The sequence below is a fragment of the Pseudoalteromonas sp. SW0106-04 genome (assembly GCF_001293805.1).
Classification (GTDB): domain Bacteria; phylum Pseudomonadota; class Gammaproteobacteria; order Enterobacterales; family Alteromonadaceae; genus Pseudoalteromonas; species Pseudoalteromonas ruthenica.
This window is the reverse complement of sequence record NZ_BCAI01000006.1, coordinates 137,212-156,266: the sequence shown is the minus strand read 5'-3', so window position 1 is coordinate 156,266 and position 19,055 is coordinate 137,212. Positions and strand designations below refer to the sequence as shown.

General features: G+C 49.1%; 13 protein-coding genes. 8 read left to right on the top strand and 5 right to left on the bottom strand.

Annotated features, from left to right (window positions below; translation table 11 throughout):
• Positions 1–4 precede the first annotated feature (4 nt).
• The 4 genes from parE to parC all read left to right on the top strand — a co-directional run bounded on the left by parE (position 5) and on the right by parC (position 7,284).
• Positions 5–1,900 (top strand): DNA topoisomerase IV subunit B, encoded by a 1,896-nt coding sequence (gene parE / locus W04_RS09035; protein WP_053910599.1) that lies wholly within the window; start codon positions 5–7, stop codon positions 1,898–1,900.
• 108 nt (positions 1,901–2,008) lie between these two features.
• Complete coding sequence (locus tag W04_RS09030) at positions 2,009–3,880, top strand: GGDEF domain-containing protein (protein ID WP_053910598.1); 1,872 nt, start codon at positions 2,009–2,011, stop codon at positions 3,878–3,880.
• The gene (locus tag W04_RS09025) at positions 3,873–4,967 is read left to right on the top strand and encodes a sorbosone dehydrogenase family protein (RefSeq protein ID WP_022946298.1); all 1,095 of its coding nucleotides are present in this window, start codon (positions 3,873–3,875) and stop codon (positions 4,965–4,967) included. Before W04_RS09030 ends, W04_RS09025 begins: the two co-directional genes overlap by 8 nt.
• 16 nt (positions 4,968–4,983) lie before the next feature.
• On the top strand, positions 4,984–7,284 hold the full coding sequence (gene parC, locus W04_RS09020) for a DNA topoisomerase IV subunit A (RefSeq protein WP_053910597.1): 2,301 nt from the start codon (positions 4,984–4,986) through the stop codon (positions 7,282–7,284).
• Between the two features lie 45 nt (positions 7,285–7,329).
• Here the strand turns inward: parC and katG are convergent, their stop codons facing one another.
• Positions 7,330–9,492, bottom strand: coding sequence for a catalase/peroxidase HPI (gene katG, locus W04_RS09015; RefSeq protein WP_053910596.1), 2,163 nt, complete (start codon positions 9,490–9,492; stop codon positions 7,330–7,332).
• A 260-nt stretch (positions 9,493–9,752) separates the two neighbouring features.
• Here katG and W04_RS09010 point away from each other — a divergent pair, with 260 nt between their 5' ends.
• From W04_RS09010 to W04_RS09000, 3 genes are all read left to right on the top strand, one after another.
• The gene (locus tag W04_RS09010; RefSeq protein ID WP_045979703.1) at positions 9,753–10,457 is read left to right on the top strand and encodes a 1-acylglycerol-3-phosphate O-acyltransferase; all 705 of its coding nucleotides are present in this window, start codon (positions 9,753–9,755) and stop codon (positions 10,455–10,457) included.
• Complete coding sequence (gene rraB, locus W04_RS09005) at positions 10,457–10,792, top strand: ribonuclease E inhibitor RraB (RefSeq protein ID WP_053910595.1); 336 nt, start codon at positions 10,457–10,459, stop codon at positions 10,790–10,792. The genes W04_RS09010 and rraB overlap by 1 nt, the downstream gene beginning before the upstream one ends.
• Before the next feature lie 87 nt (positions 10,793–10,879).
• Positions 10,880–12,121: an HD-GYP domain-containing protein gene (locus W04_RS09000; RefSeq protein ID WP_022946293.1), complete on the top strand. Its 1,242-nt coding sequence runs from the start codon at positions 10,880–10,882 to the stop codon at positions 12,119–12,121.
• On the opposite strand, the gene W04_RS08995 is transcribed toward W04_RS09000, so the two are convergent.
• Entirely contained in the window at positions 12,081–12,410 is a 330-nt protein-coding gene (locus tag W04_RS08995; RefSeq protein WP_053910594.1) for a hypothetical protein, read from the bottom strand. The genes W04_RS09000 and W04_RS08995 overlap by 41 nt on opposite strands.
• 230 nt (positions 12,411–12,640) lie before the next feature.
• Here W04_RS08995 and W04_RS08990 point away from each other — a divergent pair, with 230 nt between their 5' ends.
• A complete protein-coding gene (locus W04_RS08990) occupies positions 12,641–13,900 on the top strand; it encodes an outer membrane protein transport protein (RefSeq protein WP_045979556.1) in 1,260 nt (419 codons plus the stop codon).
• Between the two features lie 117 nt (positions 13,901–14,017).
• Here the strand turns inward: W04_RS08990 and W04_RS08985 are convergent, their stop codons facing one another.
• From W04_RS08985 to pepA, 3 genes are all read right to left on the bottom strand, one after another.
• Complete coding sequence (locus tag W04_RS08985; protein WP_053910593.1) at positions 14,018–16,864, bottom strand: valine--tRNA ligase; 2,847 nt, start codon at positions 16,862–16,864, stop codon at positions 14,018–14,020.
• A gap of 16 nt (positions 16,865–16,880) precedes the next feature.
• Entirely contained in the window at positions 16,881–17,315 is a 435-nt protein-coding gene (locus tag W04_RS08980) for a DNA polymerase III subunit chi (protein ID WP_053910640.1), read from the bottom strand.
• Between the two features lie 105 nt (positions 17,316–17,420).
• Positions 17,421–18,935, bottom strand: a complete 1,515-nt coding sequence (gene pepA / locus W04_RS08975) for a leucyl aminopeptidase (protein ID WP_053910592.1) — start codon at positions 18,933–18,935, stop codon at positions 17,421–17,423.
• Between the last annotated feature and the right edge of the window lie 120 nt (positions 18,936–19,055).

The window sequence follows — 19,055 nt, the reverse complement described above, 5'->3', positions numbered from 1 at the left end:
AAATATGAGCCAGCAGAATTACAACGCCGAAGCAATTGAAGTATTAAATGGTCTCGAGCCGGTGCAACGCCGCCCGGGGATGTACACCGACACCACGCGCCCTAACCACCTCAGTCAAGAAGTGATCGATAACAGTGTTGATGAGGCGCTAGCCGGACATGCCAGTAAGGTAGATGTCATTTTACATGAGGATAACTCGTTAGAGGTCATTGATGATGGTCGTGGTATGCCGGTGGATATTCACCCTGAAGAGGGGATCCCAGGGGTTGAACTGATTTTAACTAAGCTTCACGCCGGTGGTAAGTTCTCTAACAAAAGCTATCAATTCTCTGGTGGTTTGCACGGCGTGGGTATTTCAGTGGTCAATGCGCTGTCAACACGTGTAGAAGTGACTGTGCGTCGCGACGGGCAAGTGTATGAGATTGCCTTCGCCGATGGCGATAAGGTGAAAGACTTAGAAGTCACCGGGACTGTGGGTAAGCGTAATACCGGTACGTCAGTTCGCTTTTGGCCCGACCCAAAGTATTTCGATTCTGCGAATTTTTCGCTTTCTAAACTCAACCATATTCTTAAAGCCAAGGCGGTACTGTGTCCTGGCTTGCGTATCCGCTTTATCAACAAGCAAAACAAAGAAACCCAGGAGTGGTACTACGAGGCGGGCCTGCAAGATTACATTAAAGACGCAACCAAAGACTTTGAAGCACTGCCTAAACAGCCATTTACCGGTGAGTTTAGTGGTGCCACGGAAGGAGTGGATTGGGCCTTGTTGTGGTTGCCAGAGGGCGGTGAGTCGATCACCGAAAGCTACGTTAACCTCATTCCCACCGCACAAGGAGGCACCCATGTTAATGGCTTGCGCCAAGGCTTGCTCGAGGCAATGCGAGAGTTCTGCGAATTCCGCAACTTGTTGCCCCGTGGTGTACGGCTGACGCCAGAAGATATCTGGGAAAAGTGCTCCTATGTATTATCGGTAAAAATGCAAGACCCACAATTCGCCGGACAAACTAAAGAAAAGCTGTCGTCACGCTCGTGCTCAGCGTTTGTCTCTGGGGTGGTTAAAGACTCCTTTAGCCTGTGGCTAAATGAGCACACCGACATTGCCGAGCTCCTTGCTGAGCTATGTATTAGTAACGCTCAAAAACGTATGCGCGCTGCCAAAAAAGTGGTGCGTAAAAAGGTAACGCAAGGCCCCGCTTTGCCCGGTAAGTTAACCGATTGCAGCAGTAACGAAAGTGAGCGCACTGAATTATTTTTAGTGGAAGGGGACTCAGCGGGCGGCTCAGCCAAACAAGCCCGGGATAGAGACTTCCAGGCGATTATGCCGCTGCGAGGGAAAATTCTGAATACTTGGGAAGTGGAATCCGGACAAATTTTAGCATCGCAAGAAGTGCATGATATCTCCGTTGCATTAGGTATAGACCCCGACAGCGACGATTTAAGTGGCTTGCGTTACGGCAAAATTTGTATTCTCGCCGATGCTGACTCCGATGGACTGCATATTGCCACCTTGTTATGTGCTTTGTTTGTTAAACACTTCCCCACCTTGGTGCGCCAGGGTCATGTTTATGTTGCCATGCCGCCTCTGTATCGCATTGATGTGGGTAAAGAGGTTTTCTATGCCCTAGATGAGGGAGAAAAAACCGGTATTTTGGATCGCATTGAAGCAGAAAAGAAACGCGGCAAGGTCAATGTGCAACGCTTTAAAGGCTTGGGGGAAATGAACCCGTTGCAGCTGCGTGAAACAACCATGGATCCGAACACTCGACGTTTGGTGCAGCTTACCCTTGAAGAGATGGAACACACCGTTGAGGTGATGGATATGTTGCTGGCGAAAAAACGCTCTGGCGATCGCCGCCAATGGCTTGAGAATCACGGCGATAAAGCGCAAGTTGAGGTGTAAAAAGAATCACTATCACGGCTAACATTACAGCCGAGTGTTAGCCGTTCACCTTCCCTTTACTTGCGGTGTGGTCTATTTAAACGAGACCATATTAAATTAAGGATAGCTATGAAACGCGTATTACTGCTTTGCCAGCATATACTCTTGCTTGTGTTTGTCGGCTCGGCGCTGGCAAGCGAGCCAGAGCAGTACTCCGACGGGTGGCTGAATCAGCAGCTCAAGCAATTGGATGAATACAGCGTTCAAGACCCTGTAGAAGCTGTTAACTTTACCGAACAACTACTCGATAACCACAGCGGGCTCAGTGCATTGCAACGCGCAGCGTTTGAACTTGAGCTGGTCAGCAACTACTTACTTGTAGGGCGCGACAGCGACGCACAGCGTTTAACCGATAAGCTCACCGCCACAGCGGATGAACTTAGGCCATCACAACAAGTACTCCTGTTGCTTGCCCGTGCGCAACTATTTGACCGCCAAGGCAAGCTAGACGCAGCGACTGAACTCTACAGCCAAGCCGAGCAGCAAGTTCAAGACCTGGCCCCTCTTCTTCAAGCTGAAGTGTACAGCGCCATCGGCACTTTTTACGTTTACAACGACCAAGAGATAAAAGCATTAGGCTATTTCTCTCGGGCTTATCGGTTGCTACTTGAACACGGCTCAGAGCTGCAAATCGCGTATCTTGAATCAAGTATGGCGAAAACCCATGAGTACTTGTTCGATTACGACCAAGCATTGGCTATGCAAACTAAAGCGCTTAATTATTTTAGCGAGCATGGTTTGTACTTCGATCAAATGGTGTCGCTGTTTAATATTGGTTCTATTTACATCGAACTCAATGACCCCCAAACAGCGTTGGAATACTTTCAAGCAATGTTGCCACTTGGGGCTAAACGCGACGACCCACAAGGTAAATACTTTACCTACTTTGGGTTGGCGCTTGCTTATGCGCAGATGGGGAAAACCGAACAAGCAGACCAAGCACTAGATAAAAGTGAGCACTGGGTTTGGGTGGTTGAAGATGCAGCTAATGAGCGTGCCCATCAATTTTTGCAAGCGCGTATTCGCTTGCAACAAAACCGCCTTGAAGAGGCTCAGCATATATTGCGCAACATTGAACAACAGCAGCAATCACAAGCAGAGCAAGGCAGTATCCATCGCAATTTGGAGTTGCTTGAATTAAAAGCGCAGTTGGCTAAGCGCCAGCAAGATTACCCAAGAGCGGTGGGTTTGTTAGAGCAGTATATAAAGGCCAGTGAACAACATTACGACAGTGTAGGAGCCGTGGCCAAAGCGCGCCATAAAGTGCAGTTTGATACCGAGCAAATAGAGCTTAATAACCGTATTTTGGCGCAGCAGCAGTCACTACAGAAGCTAGAACTTGAGGCTTCCGAGCGACAGCACCAACTACAGCAAGGAATCATTTTTCTCGGTGGTTTAGTGCTTATCACCGTGCTTGCTTTTTCTTGGCGACAATATCGTTTGCGACAGCGTTTTCGCGCGCTTGCGGTCACCGATAGTCTTACGGCGGTGGCAAACCGTCGCCATATCATGGATAAAGTCGATAGCTTGTGGCAAGACAATCAGCCTTTTTCTGTGATCGCTTGCGATATTGATCATTTTAAACGTATTAACGATGAGTTTGGGCATAGCGTTGGCGACGATGTATTAATCTGTGTGACCAAACGTTTTAGCTACATGGTACGCCAGAGCGATATGCTCGGGCGCACAGGGGGGGAAGAGTTTTTGGTGGTGTTGCCAGACACCGACCTTGAGCAAGCTGTTGAGATCGCAGAGCGTTTGCGCAATAGTTTGTGCTCGGATACAGTAAAAAGCAATAATCATGAGTTACGAGTAACGGCGAGTTTTGGGGTACTGCAGCGCAGTAATGATTATGACTCTGCCAAAGCGCTGCTCAGCGCCGTGGACAAACTACTCTATCAAGCAAAAAACAGCGGTCGAAATAAGGTGATTTATGAATAACAAACTTGTTAGTGCATTACTTGGGTTAACTTTCGCCAGCAGTGCGATGGCAACAGATATCACCGACAGACTGTCGGTTCCCGCAGGCTTCACCATCGAGCCGTACGCGCTAAATGTTGATAACGCGCGGCAACTAGCCATTTCCGAAAACGGTGTGGTCTATGCCGGTTCGCGTAAAGCGGGTAATGTTTACGCCTTAATTGATAAAGACCAAGACGGCCGTGCCGACAAACAGGTGCTGATTGCTGAAGGTCTTAACATGCCTTCGGGCATAGCCTATAAAGACGGAGCACTTTACGTTGCTGAGGTAGAGCGCATTATTCGCTTTGATGATATCGACAACAAGCTTGATAAAGCCAAACTAGAAGTGGTGTATGACAAGTTTCCCGATAAACGCCACCACGGTTGGAAGTTTATTCGCTTCGCTCCCAGCGGTGAGCTTATTGTGCCTGTTGGTGTGCCTTGTAACGTCTGCGCAGAAGACCCCGAGTTTGGCCGTATTTTCTCCCTGAACTTAGAGAGCAAAGAGCTTACCACCCTTGCAGAGGGGGTGCGTAACTCGGTTGGTTTCGATTACCATCCAGACAGTGGCAAACTGTGGTTTAGCGATAACGGTCGTGACATGATGGGTGATGATATTCCGCCGTGTGAAATTAACCGTATCGATGAAGTCGGGCAACATTTTGGCTTTCCATACTTCCACGGTGGTACAATCCCGGATCCGGAGTTCGGCAAAGGCAAAAACGCTGCCGATTACACTCAGCCAGCGCTAAATTTAGGTGCTCACGTGGCGCCACTAGGTATTCATTTTTACACAGGTGAGCAATTTCCAAGTGACTATGACAAACAGCTTTTTGTGGCTGAGCATGGTTCGTGGAACCGCAGTAAAAAAGCGGGCTACCGAGTGATGATGGCTAAGGTAGAAGATGGCCAAGTGACTGGCTACGAGCCATTTATTACCGGTTTTATGGAAAATGAAGAAACCTTTGGCCGGCCCGTTGCCATGGTGCAAATGGCCGATGGCAGCTTGCTGGTCTCCGATGATTACGCTAACGCGATTTACCGCGTGCACTACAACAAGAAGTAAGTTTGGGTAAGTATCAATGACACAAACAACGACCTTGTCACAACAAGGCATAGAGCAACTTACCATGGGGCGCTTCACCGAAGACGCCTACCTCAATTATTCCATGTATGTGATCATGGACCGGGCCTTACCTCACATTGGTGATGGTCTCAAGCCCGTGCAACGGCGCATTGTCTACGCAATGAGTGAGTTGGGGCTCTCTGCAGCGGCGAAATATAAAAAGTCCGCCCGTACTGTGGGTGATGTGCTGGGTAAGTATCACCCCCATGGTGATAGTGCTTGCTATGAGGCTATGGTACTGATGGCACAGCCTTTTTCATATCGTTACCCGTTAGTTGATGGTCAAGGTAACTGGGGCGCCGCCGACGATCCTAAGTCTTTTGCGGCGATGCGTTATACCGAAGCGAGACTGTCAAAATTCTCTGAGGTACTGTTAAAAGAGTTAGGCCAGGGCACCGCTGATTGGATCCCCAACTTCGATGGCACCATGAAGGAGCCTGAGGTACTGCCTGCGCGCTTACCGCACATTTTACTTAATGGCGTAACGGGTATTGCTGTGGGCATGGCAACCGATATTCCACCGCACAATGTGCGCGAATTGGCTAATGCCTGTTGTCTGTTATTGGACAAACCTAAGACCGAATTGGCGGAGTTACTGGAGCTGGTTAAGGCACCCGATTACCCCACCGAAGCGGAAATTATTACTCCCAAGGCGGACATTGAAAAGCTCTACACCAGTGGCCGTGGCTCACTGAAAATGCGGGCTAAATACCATATTGAGCAGGGCGAAGTGGTGATCACTGCATTGCCACATCAGTGTTCAGGCGCCAAGGTGTTAGAGCAAATCGCCAACCAAATGACGGCAAAGAAACTGCCGATGGTGGCCGATTTACGCGACGAGTCGGATCATGAGAACCCAACCCGCATCGTAGTGGTGCCACGCTCTAACCGGGTAAAAGTCGAGCCGCTGATGGCGCATTTATTTGCCACCACGGATTTGGAAAAGAACTACCGCGTTAACCTCAATATGATCGGCCTTGATGGCCGACCCCAAGTGAAAGATTTACGCAGTATTCTTAGCGAATGGCTTACTTTCCGCCGTGATACGGTACGTCGACGGTTGCAGTACCGCCTAGATAAAGTGCTCGCACGACTGCATATTCTCGAAGGCTTGATGATTGCCTACCTCAATATTGATGAAGTCATTGCTATTATTCGCAGCGAAGACGAGCCAAAGCCGGTATTGATGGAGCGCTATGGCCTCAGTGAAAAACAAGCTGAAGCAATTCTCGATTTGAAACTTCGCCACCTTGCTAAGCTGGAAGAAATGAAAATTCGCGGCGAGCAAGACGAGTTGGAACAAGAGCGTGACAAACTGCAGCTGATCTTAGGTTCAGAGCGCCGTATGTCGACGTTAATGAAAAAAGAAATTCAAGAAGCGGCCGAGCTATACGGTGACGCTCGCCGCTCGCCTGTAGTTGAACGTGAAGAAGCCAAAGCTCTGAGCGAGAAAGACTTGATCCCTTCAGAGTCGGTCACCGTGGTGCTCTCAGAAAAAGGCTGGGCGCGGGTGGCCAAAGGCCATGAAGTGGATGCCGAGGGCTTAAACTATCGCGCAGGCGATAAGTTTAAAGCCAGCGCCAAAGGCAAGAGTAATCAACCGGCGGTATTCCTCGACTCCAGTGGCCGTGCCTTTGCCACCGATGCACACAGTCTGCCCTCAGCGCGTAGCCAAGGTGAGCCGATGTCGGGGCGCTTTAATATCGCTACGGGCGCCACACTTGAACACGCGGTGATGGCAGAGAATGAGCAACTGTTACTGATGGCCAGTGATGCCGGTTACGGCTTCGTTGCTGAATTTGCCGATTTGGTCAGTAAGAACAAAAATGGTAAGGCACTGGTAAGTTTGCCCAAAGGCGGGTTGTTGCTCCAGCCTATTGCTGTAAACGATGTCAGTAAAGACTACTGCATGGCTATTTCCAGTGAAGGTCGCATGTTACTGTTCCCGTTACGAGACTTGCCTAAGCTCGCCAAAGGTAAAGGGAATAAGATTATCTCCATACCCAGTGCCAAGGTACAGGCGCGCGAAGAGTATGTGAAGTTACTCACCGTGGTTCCCGTGGGTGCTAGCGTGACCTTGCATGCAGGCAAGCGCAAACTAACGCTTAAGCCCGCAGACCTCGAACACTATTATGGTGAGCGCGGACGCCGAGGCAATAAGCTACCGCGCGGCCTACAGCGTGTGGATGGCTGTGATATAGAGCTGAGCGCCAAAGCCAGTGAAGCGCCCGACGAGGAAACGCTTAGCGAAGATTAAAAAAGAGGGCCTTGGCCCTCTTTTTACTTTAACTGCCTTTGTCACTTACAGGTCGAAGCGATCGGCGTCCATTACTTTAACCCAGGCTTTGATAAAATCGTGGACAAAGCGTTCTTTGTTATCGTCTTGAGCGTAAAACTCAGCATAACTGCGCAAGATAGAGTTTGAGCCAAACACCAGATCAACGCGGGTGGCGGTCCAGTTCACTTTGCCTGTGCTGCGCTCAACAATGTCATAAAGACCATCCTCTTTAGGCTGCCACTGGTATGCCATGTCGGTGAGGTTGACGAAGAAGTCATTGCTCAGCACCCCTTCACGGTCGGTAAACACACCGTGCTTGGAGCCACCATGATTAGTGCCTAACATACGCATTCCGCCTAATAACACGGTCATCTCCGGTGCCGTTAAGCCCATCAACTGCGTGCGTTCAAGTAACAATTCTTCCGCTGGAACGGCGTAGTCTTGCTTTAACCAGTTGCGATAGCCATCATGAATGGGTTCCAGTGGCTCGAATGACTCGCCATCGGTCATCTCATCGGTCGCATCGCCGCGCCCTGCGCTAAAGGGCACATTGATATCTATGCCCCCGGCTTTTGCCGCTTGTTCAATGGCTGCAGTGCCACCGAGAACAATAAGGTCGGCCAGGCTAATGGGTTTGTCTAAAGTGCTTTGCAATTGCGTCAAGGCATCAAGTACTCGGTTTAAGCGTTCAGGTTCGTTGCCAAGCCAATCCTTTTGTGGTGCCAGACGGATGCGCGCGCCATTGGCGCCGCCACGATAGTCTGAGCTACGAAAGGTGCGAGCACTGTCCCATGCGGTGCAGATAAGGTCGGCGGCACTCACTGGGCATGCCAGTATTTGCTGTTTAAGTTCAGCCTGCTCGGAACTACTAAGTACGTAATCGACACTCGGGATAGGGTCTTGCCAAATTAAATCTTCACTTGGTACATCGGCGCCGAGGTAACGAGATTTAGGGCCTAAATCACGATGGGTTAGTTTAAACCAAGCGCGGGCGAAGACATCGCTAAAGTAATCAAAGTCGTTGTGAAAGCGCTCGATGATTTTGCGATAGCTGGGGTCAAGCTTCATCGCCATATCGGCGTCGGTCATGATCGGGTTGCAGCGAATGGATGGGTCTTCGACATCAACGGGCTTATCTTCCTCTTTCATATCAATAGGCTCCCACTGCCAAGCGCCCGCAGGGCTTTTCTTGAGCTGCCATTCGTAGTTAAGCAGTAGGTGGCAGTACCCGTTGTCCCATTTTGTTGGGTAGGTGGTCCATGCTCCTTCTAATCCTGAGGTCACCGTATCGCGACCGATCCCGCGCTGGTGGTGGTTATTCCAACCCAGCCCCTGTTCGAAAACATCGGCGGCTTCAGGCTCGGGGCCAAGTATCTCGGCATCGCCATTACCGTGGGTTTTGCCGACGGTATGACCACCGACGGTCAAGGCTGCGGTTTCTTCGTCATCCATGGCCATGCGAGCAAATGTCTCTCTGACTTGCGCAGCGGTTTTGAGCGGGTCTGGTTCGCCATTAACTCCTTCAGGGTTGACGTAGATAAGCCCCATTTGCACGGCGGCGAGAGGGTTTTCCATACTTTGCGGCTTCTCAACATTGTCGTAGCGCTCATCGCTCGGTGCTAGCCACTCTTTTTCCGCACCCCAGTAAACGTCTTTTTCTGGGTGCCAAATATCCTCGCGGCCACCGGCGAAACCAAAGGTTTTCAATCCCATAGACTCATAGGCCATGTTGCCGGCAAGGATCATTAAATCGGCCCATGAGAGCTTGTTACCGTACTTTTTCTTGATAGGCCACAGTAATCGCCGTGCTTTATCCAAATTGGCATTATCGGGCCATGAATTAAGCGGAGCAAAGCGTTGGTTACCAGTACCACCCCCGCCGCGACCATCAGCAAGGCGATATGAACCTGCGGAGTGCCAAGCCATACGAATCATCAACCCACCATAATGGCCCCAGTCGGCAGGCCACCATGCCTGGCTGTCAGTCATTAGTGTTTTAAGATCGTTTTTCACCGCCTCTAAGTCGAGCTTTTTGAACTCCTCAGCGTAATTAAAATGCTCGCCGTAGGGGCTTGTTTTGCTATCGTGCTGATGCAAAATATCGAGGTTGAGTGCGTTGGGCCACCAATCAGTATTAGGTTTTGCTTGTGTGGTTTGGCTGCCATGCATCACTGGACACTTACCCATATCGTCCTCCTTAAGGAATCTAACGGTAATAAATTCATTCACTTACTATAGAGCTGTGGAGATGAACTAAGATTAAACAAGTGTAGTCTATAAGGCCTTAATGACAGCGAAATTGGAAACGATAAAAACCGATGCGTGGCATCGCTTTTTTCCAACACGTATAGCGCACTTAGTGAGAAAATAATAACAGCGTACAAGTGTTCGCTTAAAATAATTCGCCTATGTATAATGCCGACAATTCAGGTTATGTGGAGTTTATCGTGCTGGCTTTATTGCGTTTGTTAGCCATGGCTGTGTTTGTCCCCTTAAGCTTTATCGCGGGGTTTATTTTGTGTTTGGTACGCCCGTTTCACGGTGACAACGTGCGGGTGATTGGTAGCTGGTATGCAAAGATGCCTAAGTTGCTGGGAGTGAAAGTTGTTATTGAGAAAGATCCAGCCATTGTGACTGGTTCGCCTGCGGTCTATGTTGCCAACCATCAGAATAACTATGATTTATTTTTACTCCCCGGTGCGCTGCAGCGTAATACCGTAAGTTTGGGTAAAAAAAGCCTAAAATGGATCCCATTTTTTGGGCAAATTTATTGGTTGTCGGGCAATATTCTTATCGATCGTGCAAATCGTTCACGGGCGATGGCCACCATTGCTAAAACCACCGAAAAACTCAAAAAAGGCGGGTTATCACTGTGGATGTTTCCAGAGGGCACCCGTAGTTATGGTCGTGGCTTGTTGCCATTTAAAACCGGCGCGTTCCACACCGCACTCAATGCCAAGGTCCCTGTGGTGCCGGTAGTAATGAGCGATACCCACAAAACCATCAAGCTAAATCGCTGGGATAATGGTACTATTTACATCAAAATGCTGGCGCCACAATTATTGGATGCCTCGATGAGCCCGCGCGAATATGCGGATCATTTCCATGCCTTGATGGCTCAGACACTGGCGCAATTGAATGAGAGAACATAATGGAAAACTGGCGCGAAATTAGCGAAGAAATTGTCGAATCTTTACTTGAAGATGGCTCTAATCTGGAAATTTTATATGAGGTAGAACACCACTTTGTGTGTGAAGATTTTAATGCCCTAGAAAACGCCGCTTTAGCTGCTTTTAAGGCTGGCTTTGATGTGGAAGAACCGGCTGAGTTGGAACTCGAAGAAGGGGGAACTATCTGGGGCTTTGATGTGGTGGTTGAGTCTGAGCTCGATGCCGACGTTATTATGGAAGATGTTGATAAGCTGGTAGCCATTGCCGCTGATAACGGCGTGGAATACGATGGCTGGGGCACTTACTTCCAAGACTAAAGGGTGGTTTTAACCACCTTTTATGGACTTTATTTACCATTTAGTGGTAATTTTATCTGAGTTTATTCAGCTTTCGTACAGTCCTCTATGTTGATCTCCTTACCTATTAGCGAGCTAAAACCCGGCATGTTTGTTGACCGGGTAAATAAGCAGGCCCAAGGTGCGTCAATAAAGATAAAAACCCGGGGCATGGTCAGAGATGCTTCCATCATTAAGCGCCTGCTGAGTGAGGGAGTGGAAGAGCTGACCATCGATTTCGCACAAAGCGATATCCCCATTCCCACGCATTTAAAACCCAAGTCTAAGAAAGAGCACACTGGCGAGTCACAAGATATCGCAAGCCAAGCAGAAAAGCCGAAGCTTAGTGACCGTGATCACAGTCAGGCGACGTTAGAGCAAGAGTTCCTCATCGCTAGCACTTGCTATGATCAAAGCTTGGGTAAACTGCGTGCCATGTACAACGAGCTGACCTCAGGCATGCAAGTCAATATGGCACTACTCAGTGGTATCGCTGATGATATTGTTGACTCAGTTTTTCGTAATCCAGACGCTATGGCCGCGCTGACACTGCTGCGCGATAGAAATAGCTACACTTGGCGTCATATGATGAATTGCGCCATTTTGACCGCTATTTTTGCCAAATATTTAGGTTTCGAAATTAATAAAGTGCGGCAAATGGCGTTAGCAGCCTTGTTGCATGACATTGGTCTTGCCAAAGTACCGCAAGGAATTCTATCAAAGCCAGGTAAACTCACTGAGCTTGAAACCAAGGCGGTACGTAAACACGTGGCGCTGAGTCTAACCATGCTTAAGGGGCAAAAGCACATCTCCAGCATGATGTTAGAAATGGTTGTTAACCATCATGAACGTTTAGACGGCAGCGGCTACCCGCGTGGTATCAAAGCCGATAAATTATCTCGTGAAGCACGTATTTTAGCGCTGGTGGATGTGTATGCGGCGATGGTGGCAGATAAGCCCTATAAAAAAGGTGAGGAGCCGCTAACGGCACTGCGTTTCTTATTAGCGCAAAAGGCGATGTTTGACCAAGCCTTGGTGCAGCGCTTTATAAAATGTGTCGGGATCCATCCAGTGGGAACCTTGGTCAAACTTACCAATGAGCGTTTGGCATTAGTAGTGCAGGGCAACGAGGCTAATCCTATCAAACCTAAGGTACGGGTGTTTTATAACACTCAGCACCGTCACCACATTACCGCCAAAGACGTCGATTTGAGTGTCAGCAAAGACGATATTAAAATCTTGGGTAGCACCTCTCCCTTAGAGTTTGACCTTAATTTGTCTCGTTTGTTAAAGGAGCACTTGCTGCCTTAGCATGCTCGCACTGCTTTTTTCCTTGGCGCTTAGCGGCGATTAATGCGCCACTAAAACAACTTCCCGTTAGTATAAACCATACCATGGTGCCTTGTGTCGTATGCAGGGCAATACAACACAGTCCCAAACTTACCAGCGAGGCCAGCATTGAAGCGAGCCAATATTGGCTTACGGGGTTGTCGCACTCGCCTTGATGGTGGCAGGCGCAGTAGTTCGCACGTAAAAATGCAAATACACTGATAGCGCAAAACACCAGCGCAACCAAAATAAGCATTATAACGAGCACCATAGGACATTCCTGTTCACTTTTTTATACCCGCAGTGTAGCGATATTAGATAAATAGTCAATGATAATGAGAATTTATATCATTTGAGTGTTTGAGGTCTAATCAGTCTTTAAAATCGTAAAATTATGTAAATATCGCCCTTAAATTACGCTATGTTAACTATATTTAACAGTTTTTTTGCATGAAATACGCTAGTGTATGCCAGTTAAAATGACAACAATGAGAAAGAAGTATGCAATTCAAAAAGACAATTTTAGCGGCTTCATTGGCGCTATTATCAACAGAATCTTTCGCTGCCGCTTTTCAGCTGGCAGAGCAAAATGCGTCAGGCTTAGGCCGCGCCTACGCTGGTGAAGCAGCCATTGCTGATGATGCATCTGTGGTTGCCCGTAACCCCGCACTGATGTCGCAATTTGAAACGGCACAGTTGAGCGTGGCGGCAATTTATGTCGAGCCAGACGTGAGCCTTGAAGGCGAAAGCACCAACAATGGCCTAAACCCTAACGTGTTAAACGACGATAGCATCGCCCCTAGCGCGGTGATCCCTGCCGGTTACTTTGTACTCCCGGTAAACGATAAGGTGGCAGTGGGCTTTGGTGCCTTCTCTAACTTTGGTCTAGCTACTGAGTTTGCCAGTGATTATGCCGCAGGTCAGCTTGCTGGTGAAACTGAAATCGTCACCATTAACTCTAATGTATCGGTTTCTTATAAAGTGGACGAAGCTCTGACCTTGGCACTGGGTGTTAACCACATATACGCCGATGCAAAAATTGTCCGTAACCTTGGCGCAAACCCGCTAGGTGCACCAGCAAACCTAGAAGCGGTTCACCTTGAGGGCGACGACTATGGCTTTGGCTGGAATGTAGGCCTGGCCTATGACCTAGATAGTGACAACCGTCTTGGCTTCCATTATCGCAGCGAAACAGACCTCACATTTGAAGGTGACTACACCAATCAGCTTCCGGCAGCATTGGGCGGCCTTAATGGGCAAACTTTACCTGGTACGGTTGATTTAACCCTGCCAGCGATTGCTGAATTCTCAGGCTCACACCAGTTAAACCAAGATTATGGCCTACACTACAGTGTGCTTTGGACAGGCTGGAGTAGCTTTGACAAGCTTGAAGCCTATGTGCCAGTGAGTGAGGGACCGGTATTTAGCAAAAACGAAGACTTCTCGGATTCAATCCGTGTGTCAATCGGTGGTGACTACCAGCTAACAAACGATATTAAATTGCGTGCTGGTTTAGCCTTTGATGAATCGCCAGTGGCGCAGAAGCATCTGTCTATCTCTATCCCAGATACCGACCGCTTCTGGCTCTCTTTTGGTGCAGAGTGGTTTATCGATGAAGCGTCTAGCGTTGATTTAGGTGCCAGTATTTTACGCGGTAAAACCCAAAACTTTGTTGAAGGTGACAACCTAGGGCAGCAATGGGGCTTTGAGTCTGAAGGCCATGCTTACCTGGTTGGTGCACAGTACAACTACAGCTTCTAAGAGACGCTGAGATGAAAAAGCCAAGCAACCGCTTGGCTTTTTTGTGCTTGTTTGTATGGGGCGGGGACATAAAAAACGCGAGCCTGAGCTCGCGTTAAGATTGTTGCCTAATAGTTTTTACAGGCTTTCGATTTTTGCTTTTTGCTCGAGCAACTTCGCCTTGGCTTCGCTGTACTCTGCAAGCTTCGACTTTTCTTTTTCAAGTACGGCTTCAGGCGCATTGTTGACAAACTTCTCGTTAGCGAGCTTTTTCTCAACTTGAGCCAGACCTTTTTCAGCTTTTTCCAATTGCTTAGCAATACGTGCTAACTCAGCGTCTACATCAATCAGCCCGGCCATGGGGATCATGATCTCGAGTTGACCCACGTAGGCGGTCGCACACGCTGGCGCGTCGTCGACGTTATCAAGCACGGTCACATCTTCTAACTTGGCTAGAGCGGCTAGGAAAGTCTGATTTTCTTGTAAACGACGAGTATCCTCGGCAGAAGCCTGAGCAAGCAACACGCTCAATGGTTTGCTTGGGCTAATGTCCATTTCACCGCGAATATTACGAATGGCGACAATAAATTGTTTCATCCACTCTAAATCAGCCATCGCGGTGCTATCGACTTTATCTTGCTCAAACGCAGGGAACGCTTGGGTCATAATGGTATCGGCTTTGATACCTGCAAGCGGAGCCACACGCTGCCAAATAGTTTCGGTGATATATGGCATTAGCGGGTGCATCAAACGCAGTAGCCCTTCAAGCACAGTGATCAGCGTATGACGGGTGCCGCGTTGCTGGATCTCGGTGCCTTTAAATAACACCGGTTTAGTCAGCTCGAGGTACCAGTCACAGAACTGGTTCCAGGTGAACTCGTAAATTGTGTTAGCAGCAAGGTCAAAACGGTAGTTGTCCAAGTGTTCAGTAAAGGTTTTCACGGTTTGTTGGAACTGCCCTTGAATCCAGCGATCCGCCAGCGAGTACTCGCGCTGTGCATCGTTGAAGCCGCAATCTTGCTCTTCGGTGTTCATAAGCACGTAACGGCTAGCGTTCCACAGCTTGTTACAGAAGTTACGGTAACCTTCTAGGCGGTTCATATCCCAGTTGATATCACGACCTGTTGACGCCATGGCTGCAAGAGTGAAACGCAAGGCATCGGTGCCATGCGGCTCAATGCCCTCAGCGAAGGTTTTACGAGTGTTCTTTTCGATTTTCTTTGCCAGTTGTGGCTGCATCATGTTGCCGGTGCGCTTAGTCACTAGGCTTTCCAAATCGATGCCGTCAATCATGTCCAGTGGGTCAAGCACGTTGCCCTTAGACTTCGACATTTTATCGCCATTCTCATCGCGAATCAGGCCAGTCACATACACGGTTTTAAATGGTACCTGAGGCTTGCCATTGTCATCTTTGATGAAATGCAGAGTCATCATAATCATACGGGCAACCCAGAAGAAAATGATGTCGAAACCAGTGACCAACACGTTAGACGGATGGAATACTTTTAAGTCTTCAACGTTGTTCGGCCAACCAAGGGTTGAGAAGGTCCACAATGCTGATGAGAACCAAGTATCGAGTACGTCGTCATCTTGGCTGAGCGTGACATCGTCATCGAGGTTATGCTCGCGGCGCACTTCTGCTTCATCGCGTCCAACATACACGTTGCCGTTGTTGTCGTACCACGCTGGAATACGGTGGCCCCACCATAGCTGGCGTGAAATACACCAGTCTTGAATGTCGCGCATCCAAGAAAAGTACATGTTTTCGTATTGCTTTGGTACGAACTCAATATCACCGTCTTCAACGGCTTTGATAGCTGGCTCGGCCAGTGGTGCAACGCGCACATACCATTGGTCGGTAAGTAGGGGTTCAATCACCACCCCAGAGCGATCGCCGTAGGGCACGGTTAAGCTGTGATCGTCAATCTTTTCTAATAACCCAGCCTGCTCGAACTCAGCAACCACTTGCTTACGCGCATCAAAACGGTCTAAGCCGTGGAAGCGCTCAGGGATAGGGGCATCTAACTGCAGTGGTTTGCCATCAAAGGTAAAGGTTTCGCCTTCGCTTAGAATTGCCGCATCTTTGTTGAATACGTTAATCATCGGCAACTGGTGGCGTTTACCGACTTCATTGTCGTTGAAGTCATGCGCTGGGGTGATTTTCACACAGCCGGTGCCTTTTTCCATATCGGCATGCTCATCGGCAACGATAGGAATACGGCGGTTGACGATAGGCAGCAAGATTTCTTTGCCAATGAGGTTCTGGTAACGCTCGTCATCAGGGTTCACGGCCACACCAGTATCGCCGAGCATGGTTTCCGGGCGAGTGGTGGCGACGACGATGTAATCTTTGCCATCCTGAGTTTTGACGCCATCGGCCAACGGATAGCGCATATTCCACATATGCCCTTGTTTATCTTTGTTTTCAACTTCAAGGTCAGAAATCGCGGTGTGTAGTTTTGGATCCCAGTTAACCAGGCGCTTACCACGATAAATTAAGTCGTCTTTATACAGGCGCACAAAGACTTCTTTAACCGCTTCAGATAGGCCGTCATCCATAGTGAAGCGTTCACGGTCCCAATCCACCGAGGCGCCTAAACGGCGCAGCTGCTTGGTGATGGTGCCGCCAGATTCATTCTTCCATTGCCAGATTTTATCGATAAAGGCATCACGACCTAAGTCATGGCGTGTTTTATCCTCTTCGGCGGCGAGTTTACGCTCGACCACCATTTGTGTCGCGATCCCAGCATGGTCGGTACCAACCTGCCACAATGTGTTATTCCCTTGCATCCGCTTGAAACGGATTAAGGTATCCATGATGGTGTCCTGGAAGGCGTGGCCCATATGTAGGCTGCCGGTGACATTTGGTGGTGGGATCATAATTGAGTATGAGTCGCCCTCACCACTTGGCTTAAAGTAGCCGTTTTCTTCCCACTTCTGATAGAGGGATTGTTCAATATCTTGCGGATTATAGGTTTTATCCATTGCCCAGAACCTTAACTTAAACTTTTTGTGTTGCCAGCTGCGCGCCTAAGTCGCGTAACTGCTTATATCTTGCTCGTGCTTGGTGTTTGCGTGTGTCATCGGCTGGCACAAAGTCAAACACCGTATCAAAGCGACGTATAAAATCGGGCACGCTTGATGCTAAGTTGATCAGTACACTGCGCCGTGACACAGGCGGGGTTTGCCCTATCTCCACAGCGGTACCAGCGCGAGGCCCTTCTCCTTGGAGGTTGTGGGGCACAAAGCTATCGGCGTCAAATGCCCATAGGTGCTGATCAACAAGATGAGCATCGTCGCGATTATCAACAAAGATAAATACCCGTTGTCCTTGGCGATATTGCTCGCACGCCAAGCGAGCGCCAAGATCAAAATGAGCCGGTACGTCGCTGCCCGGCTCATCGGCATGTTCTAGCAGGTAAAATAACGCGTGCATTGCGCCCTCTACGCGGCTCGTTAATCCGCCAATTTTGACACAATCACGCCCCTGCATCAATGAATAAGCCCCTTAAAAAAGGGGCTTGAAGTGATATCGCAGTGATTAATCTTGCGGGTTATCCAATACCCCAGCGCGGTTAATCAAATATTGCGTTAGCATTGGCACAGGACGCCCCGTGGCGCCTTTGGTTTTGCCGCCGCTGCGCCATGCCGTACCGGCAATATCTAAGTGCGCCCAGTTATACTTTTTGGTGAACTTAGATAAGAAGCAGGCAGCGGTAATAGTGCCTGCGGCGCGACCGCCTAAGTTAGTGAAATCAGCAAACGGGCTTTCTAACTGCTCATGATAGTCATCCCATAGCGGCAGCTGCCAAGCACGATCGCCACTTTGCTCAGAGGCTTTGAGAAGGTCATGTGCCAAAGGATTATGGTTAGAGAGCATGCCGGTTGCATGAGCACCCAGGGCAATGATACACGCGCCAGTAAGGGTGGCTACGTCAATCACGGTATCGGGGTCGAATGCCTCCACATAGGTGAGGGCATCACACAGTACTAAGCGTCCCTCGGCGTCGGTATTAAGGACTTCAACGGTTTGCCCCGACATCGTAGTTAGAATATCACCCGGGCGATAGGCATTAGAGCTGGGCATGTTTTCACAACCTGCAAGCACACCAATCACATTAATGGGCAGTTGCATTTTGGCAACGGAGCGCATGGTGCCGATAACCCCAGCTGCGCCGCCCATGTCGTATTTCATCTCGTCCATGGCTTCGCCTGGCTTAATTGAAATACCGCCGGAGTCGAAAGTCAGGCCTTTGCCTACCAACACTATCGGCGCCGCGCCTTCTGCGCCGCCATTATAGTGAATCACCGACATCACTGACTCGTTAGCACTGCCACGGCCTACGGCAAGGTACGAGTGCATGCCGAGTTCTTCCATTTCTTGCTCGCCGACCAAGTTAACGGTGACGTTCTCGAACTCTTCTTCTAAGCTTTTCGCTTGCTCGCCTAAGTAACGTGGGTTACAGATATTTGGCGGCATATTGGCGACATCTTTACAGAGTTTGGCTCCTGAAGCGATAGCTAAACCATGCTCAATAGCACTTTCGCCAATCGGCAATTCGCGGCGCGTTGGTACGTTGAAAACAATTTTCCGCAGTGGTCGGCGTGGATCGCTTTTTTTACTTTTCAGCTGGTTAAAGGTGTATAAGCAGTCTTGTGTAGTCTCAACAGCTTGGCGTACTTTCCAATACGTATCACGGCTTTTTACATGCTGCTCTGTTAAAAAGCACACCGCTTCCATGGCCCCAGTCTCGTTCAGGGTATTAATGGTTTTGGAAATGATTTGCTTATACTGTTTGTCGTCTAGCTCGCGCTCTTTACCACAACCTACAAGTAGTACGCGCTCACTTAGCACATTCGGTACATGGTGTAATAATAGCGTTTGCCCCGGCTTGCCTTCTAAGTCGCCGCGACGTAAAAGGTTAGAGATGTAGCCTTCACTGATTTGATCCAGTTGCTCGCCGATAGGGGATAAGCGGCGTGGCTCGTAAACACCCACTACAATACAAGCGCTGCGTTGCTTCTCTGGGCTACCACTTTTTACGCTAAATTCCATTGTGACTCCTAATTAGAGGAAAAGTCAGCCCTTGGGGCGTTTGCCAGCCAAGGCGCTGTTCACCTACTTACTATTGTCGTGAACTATTTACGCATTTATCAATCCACTAACTAAAGTGTA